Annotated in this window: 5 protein-coding genes; 4 read left to right on the forward strand and 1 reads right to left on the reverse strand. The window is 41.0% G+C overall.

Translation table 11 applies throughout. The features are described from left to right. Positions 1–148: 148 nt before the first annotated feature. The 3 genes from QAI40_RS16480 (at position 149) to QAI40_RS16490 (ending at position 3,691) form a co-directional block, all read left to right on the forward strand. Entirely contained in the window at positions 149–649 is a 501-nt protein-coding gene (locus QAI40_RS16480; protein WP_299983859.1) for a tyrosine-type recombinase/integrase, read from the forward strand. A gap of 253 nt (positions 650–902) precedes the next feature. Further along, positions 903–2,432: a B12-binding domain-containing radical SAM protein gene (locus QAI40_RS16485; protein WP_299983858.1), complete on the forward strand. Its 1,530-nt coding sequence runs from the start codon at positions 903–905 to the stop codon at positions 2,430–2,432. Continuing rightward, positions 2,429–3,691 carry a CinA family nicotinamide mononucleotide deamidase-related protein gene (locus QAI40_RS16490; protein WP_299983856.1) on the forward strand — a complete coding sequence of 421 codons (1,263 nt, stop codon included), beginning with the start codon at positions 2,429–2,431 and terminating at the stop codon, positions 3,689–3,691. Before QAI40_RS16485 ends, QAI40_RS16490 begins: the two co-directional genes overlap by 4 nt. Here QAI40_RS16490 and QAI40_RS16495 read toward each other — a convergent pair. Beyond that, the gene (locus QAI40_RS16495) at positions 3,653–4,411 is read right to left on the reverse strand and encodes an alpha/beta hydrolase (RefSeq protein WP_299983854.1); all 759 of its coding nucleotides are present in this window, start codon (positions 4,409–4,411) and stop codon (positions 3,653–3,655) included. The genes QAI40_RS16490 and QAI40_RS16495 overlap by 39 nt on opposite strands. An 84-nt stretch (positions 4,412–4,495) precedes the next feature. On the opposite strand from QAI40_RS16495, the gene rlmD reads away from it, so the two are divergent. Beyond that, complete coding sequence (gene rlmD, locus QAI40_RS16500; RefSeq protein ID WP_299983852.1) at positions 4,496–5,884, forward strand: 23S rRNA (uracil(1939)-C(5))-methyltransferase RlmD; 1,389 nt, start codon at positions 4,496–4,498, stop codon at positions 5,882–5,884. Positions 5,885–5,923 lie beyond the last annotated feature (39 nt).

Below are 5,923 nucleotides of genomic sequence, written 5' to 3' on the forward strand. Positions count from 1 at the left end.
GTTTATATTGGGTGTTATAGAATAATTTAATAGAAAAGTCTAGATTTATTTTTATGCTTTAATATCAGTAGGTTATCCAAATTATTGCGGATTTAGCATTTACATTGAAAAAATATTTTTGTTCGTGCGAAATGTGAGTTATAATATTTTGACAATTCATGATGGAAAAGGAAAAAAAGACAGGACCGTTCCGCTTCCCGAGTCTATCAGGTCAGAATTGAACGCCCAGGTTGAAAATGTGATTGCACAACATCAGTATGATCTTGATAAAGAATATGATGGTGTATTCATGCCGGGGATACTTGAAAAAAAATACCGGAATGCTGGAAAGGAATTGACCTGGCAATGGTTTTTCCCGGCAAGAGAATTGACCTATGTGCCTGAAACAAATGAATCCCGGCGTTATCACCTGCATGAAACCCACGTGCAAAAAGCCATAAAGAAGGCTGTCAAAAAATTAAAGCTTCTTAAAAGGGCCTCGCCCCATACCTTCCGCCATAGTTTTGCAAGCCATTTGCTCCAGGCTAATTATGACATTCGGACTATTCAAGAGCTTTTGGGGCACAGCGATGTCCGAACCACCATGATCTATACCCACACGGTCAAGTCCAGGAAGATCAAGGAATTAAAGAGCCCGCTGGATCTGTAGTTGTGGGGTTCCCGGCACAGCTCCGCCCTGTCGATTACAATATCATTGTTCAAGATATCTGTAAGAAAGTAATTTTTTTGTTCCTTATTTATATAAAGGGGTGACGGAAAAATCAATCGGGGTAAACCCCTATTTTTTGAAAATTTTCAGGTTTTGTCCTTGCCAGTGGGGATAAAAATTACCAGGTGAGGATTTAGTAGAAATGTGGTAAAAGCTAACATTTATTATTTGATTAACTTTAGGATGTTTTACCATGCTGCTGATTTTTCCGCCCGTTGCCAAACCGTGTGAGCCTCCTGCCGGGGTGGCACTTTTGTCTGCTGCTTTAAAGGAGCAGGGGATTTCGTGTCATGTGGTTGATGCAAATATTGAAGGGCTTTTATATTTGATCAATTCAAATATTGTTCCCATTGATTCCTGGTCAAAAAGGGCATTAAAGAACAGGGAAAAAATACTTTGTGATTTAAAAGACAAGGCTTTGTATGAAAATATGGATCGGTATCATCAGAGGGTCTATGATTTAAACAAGCTTTTGTCCATCAGTGTGGATACTAAAAGATTCAGGATAACGTTAAGCGATTATTCGGATGCGAGCTTGTCTTCTGTTAACAGCAAAGATTTGCTGAAAAGTGCCAGGCTGTATAAAGAGAATCCGTTTTATCCGTTTTTTGAAGACAAGCTGAGAGGCAAGGTTCAAAATACAGATTCGAAATTTATCGGGATTTCTCTTTGTTACCTGAATCAGGCCCTTGTGAGTTTTGCTCTTGCCGGATGGATCAAAGATAATTTTAAAGACAAAAAAATTGTTATGGGCGGCGGTCTGATATCCTCCTGGATGAGCAGGCCGGATTATAATGATCCCTTTAAAGACCTTGTTGATGTTATGATCAGGGGAGAAGGGGAACAACCGCTGCTGGAACTTTTTGGTGTAAAAGATGTGGATAAGAAGCATTATGTTCCGGATTATGATTTTGTAAAAGACGATCTGTATATAGCTCCGGGAAAAGTTTTGCCTTTCAGGGCATCCATCGGCTGCTACTGGAGCAAGTGCAGGTTCTGCCCTGAAAAGGCGGAAACCCGTCCCTATAGTTCCCAGCGGGCATCAAAGGTGTTGCAGGATTTAAAGGTGGTTGATCAAAAATATGCACCTGACTATATCCATTTAATCGACAATGCCGTTACCCCGGCTTTTTTAAAAGCCTTGTCAAAGAGTAAATTTGGATTTAAATGGTATGGATTTGTGAGATTTGAAAAAGAGTTTCTGGACCCGGGTTTTTGCCATGGCTTGAAACTATCGGGTTGCGACATGTTAAAACTGGGCCTTGAATCAGGGGACCAGGGCGTGCTGGACCAGATGAACAAGGGAACCCATCTTAATTTTGTGTCAACCATATTAAAGAACCTGCATCAGGCAGGGATTTTAACTTTTGTATACCTTCTTTTTGGAACGAGTTTTGAAGACGAGCAGAGTGCGTTTAAAACGCTTGAATATATCAAGGCACATGAAGAATATATTGATTATTTAAACCTGGCTGTATTTAACCTTCCCAAATTCAGTGATGATGCTAAAAATCTTGATACCCGGGAGTTCTACCATGGTGATCTTTCTTTATATTTAAATTTTAAGCACCCGTTCGGATGGGACAGAAGGCAAGTCAAACAATTTTTAGATAAGACATTTAAAAAACAGGTGTCTGTCGGGTCGGGCATACGTAAAAACCCCGCCTTTTTTTCATCAAACCATGCAGTGTTTTTTAAAAAAATCAAGGGAAATCTATCATGATTGCTCACATTCTATCAACCGGTGATGAAGTCCTTTTAGGAGATATTGTTGATACCAATTCAGTCTTTCTTTGCAGCGCACTAAAAGATATGGGGGTTGAAGTTCAAAAGATTATGGCAGTGGGTGATGATGTTGAATCGATTGCATCCATCATCGGTGACATATCTTTAAAGGCAGATATCTGTCTTGTGACAGGCGGGCTGGGGCCGACCCGGGATGATGTAACAGCCCTTGCATGCAGCAAAGCATCCGGCCACAGGCTTGAGCTGGACCAGGACGCTCTGGTATCCATGAAATCCTATTTTAAGAAGAGAGGATTTGCCTTGACCAGAGATAATGAAAAACAGGCCATGCTGCCGGCAGGTTCACGCATGCTTATCAATCACAATGGTACGGCACCGGGATTTTATATAAAAATCAACCAGTGCCGGTTTTTCTTTATGCCGGGTGTCCCTTCTGAAATGAAAATTATGTTTGAAAAAGAAATCAAACAGGTATTGAAGGGCGAATTCAATCTCAATGATGATATTTTGATTGAACGGCTCACCGTGTTCGGCCTTTCGGAATCAAGGGTCGGGGCATTATTAAAAGGGTTTAAAACAAAGTTTCCAGAAATGCGGCTGGGTTTTCGGGCTGATTTTCCTGTGATTGAAGTCAAAATAATTTTAACGGATTCTGATAAAGACAATAAAAAGGCGAGATCTGATATTGCAAAGGCAAAACAATGGGCCATTGGGCAACTTGAAAACAAGGTGGTGTCAAGACAAGGATTATCCATTGCACAGGAAATAGGGCGGTTGTTGACAAAAGAGAAGAAAACCCTTGCCATTGCAGAGTCCTGTACAGGCGGGCTGATTTCAAACATGGTGACCGATGTGGCCGGGAGTTCCAACTATTTTTTATTTTCAGGCATTACCTATTCCAATGATGCTAAAATAAACATTTTGAATGTACAAAAGAAGACGATTATTGATTTCGGAGCGGTTCATGAACAGACCGCCCTTGAAATGGCTCAGGGTGCAAGGCATAGAGCCGGCGCTGATTTTGCCATATCAACCACTGGTATTGCAGGGCCTGGGGGTGGTACTAAAGAAAGGCCGGTTGGAATGGTATGCATAGGACTTTCCGGGCCATCAGTTTCAATGGCTAAAACATACAGATTTTCCTTTGACGACAGGTTAAGGAATAAAAAAATGTTTGCTATGATGGCTTTGGAGCTTTTAAGACGTCATCTGGTTTCCGTGACCAAAACAGCTTAAAAACCATGCCACAGCTTCAGTCTCAAACTGGTCCTGATCTTTTTTTTCTGTCATCTGATGATCTCCGTTTTTATGGATGATCAATCGTTTGGGCTCTTTTGCAGCATTGTAGATATCATAGGCATTTGAAACCGGCACCACCTGGTCTGCATCCCCGTGGAAAACAAGCACATTGAAAAGGTTGTGGGCTTTGTTTCGAATATTAAATAGAAGGTTCTGCTTAAAAAAGCTTAAGGGCAGGGCAGGGTGGTTTTCATTGGCATCCATTGGAATATTTTCAATGGTCCGGCTCTTTACAGGTGCTGAACAGAGTACAGCCCCGCAAAGATTGATATCCATTTTTAAAAGTGATTCCCAGGCGTTTATACAGGTGGCCCCTCCCATGCTGGACCCGAAAACAGCCAGGTCCCGGCTGGTCTTTCCAAGATTCAGAATATGCTTTGTTGCATTGATAAAATCAATGGTACGTTTTTCAAGGGAAGTGTCTTGGATAAAGTCACCCTGGTTTTCACCGCAGCCCCTGTGATCAAACCTGAAAAAAGCCATATTGTTTTTGACAAGCAGTTCTGACATCACCTTTTGTTTTGCCGATTCTTTTGAGCCCTCAAGACCGTGTGAGCCGACAACAAGGGGCGGATTTTTTACCTTGGGCAGGTGCAGAATCCCTTTAAGTGAAAATCCCCAGGATACGAATTCAATGTCATGGCAGCTTTTTTTCATAACTTGTCTTTATGCCATTAAACACTTATAATATCAAGTTTTGAAAATCTGGATGAACCATTTATTTAAAAAGAAATATGGATTATGACAATTAAGAAAAGAAAAGCCTATGAACTGGAAATCACAGATCTTGCCTTTGGGGGCAGGGGGCTTGCAAAGCCTGATGGTCTTCCGGTTTTTATTGACCGGTGTATCCCGGGCGATGTGGTATTTGCAAAAATAACAAAAAAGAAAAAATCCTGGGCAGAAGGAAAGCTGATAAAAATTATAAAGGAATCTCCCTTAAGAAACCAGGGAAAATGCCAATACTGTAATTTTTGCGGGGGATGTAAATGGCAGCAGATCGAATATGATCTCCAGCTTGAGTATAAAAAAAGACATGTGACCGAATCCATGGAGCATATCGGCGGGCTCAAAGATGTCCGGGTGAATGATGTGATCCCGTCTGACAGGATTTATGAATACCGGAATAAAATGGAATTTTCCTGTTCCTCAAAAAGATGGCTTCTGCCCTGGGAGCTTGAAAATGAGGAGATTAAAAAGGGTTTTGGCATTGGACTTCATGTGCCGGGTACCTTTGACAAGGTCATTGATATTAAACAATGTGAAATCATGCCAAACCTGGGCAATCAGATATTGGACGATGTTAGAAATTTCATAAAAGAATCAGATCTTTCGGCCTATCATTTAAGGACCCATGAGGGATTCTGGCGGTTTTTAATGCTCAGACATTCCGTGGCCTTTGATACATGGATGGTTAATATTATAACCAAAGAAAAAAATATTGACGTGGTTCAAAATCTTGCAGACTTGCTGGCACAAAAATATCCCGGGATCAAATCCATATTGAACAATATAACTGATTCAAAATCAGGTGTTTCAATCGACAAGGAAGAAATTACCCTTTATGGTGAAGATCACATAAAGGAAAAACTGGGAAAATTTGAATTTAAAATATCGGCTAATTCATTTTTTCAGACCAATACCAGGTCCTGCGAGAAATTATATTCAAAAGTTTCGGAATATGCAGCATTGACCGGCGATGAAATTGTGATAGATCTTTATTCGGGAACCGGTACCATTCCCATATGGCTGTCAGGCCAGGCAAAAATGCTGTATGGCATCGAGATTGTGAAAAGTGCTGTTATCGATGCAAAAAAGAATGCCCATCTGAATGGAATCGAAAACTGTGAATTCCTTGAAGGGGATATCAAGGATGTCCTGCCACGATTAAAACAAAAACCCGATGTGATGATTATAGATCCGCCAAGGGTTGGTATGCACAAGGATGTTGTTAAACAGGTGCTTTCGATCTGTCCTGAAAAAATTGTCTATGTCTCCTGCAATCCGGCAACCCTTGCCCGGGATCTTGAGATGCTGGGCCCAAAATATGAGATCAAAGAAGTTCAGCCAATAGATATGTTCCCCCATACCTATCATATTGAATCTATTGCATTGCTTTTGAAAAAATAGAGAAGGGTAAATGGGGTCAGGCTTGCGTTGTTGTCGTTA

Source organism: Desulfobacula sp., from assembly GCF_030611305.1.
Lineage (GTDB): Bacteria > Desulfobacterota > Desulfobacteria > Desulfobacterales > Desulfobacteraceae > Desulfobacula.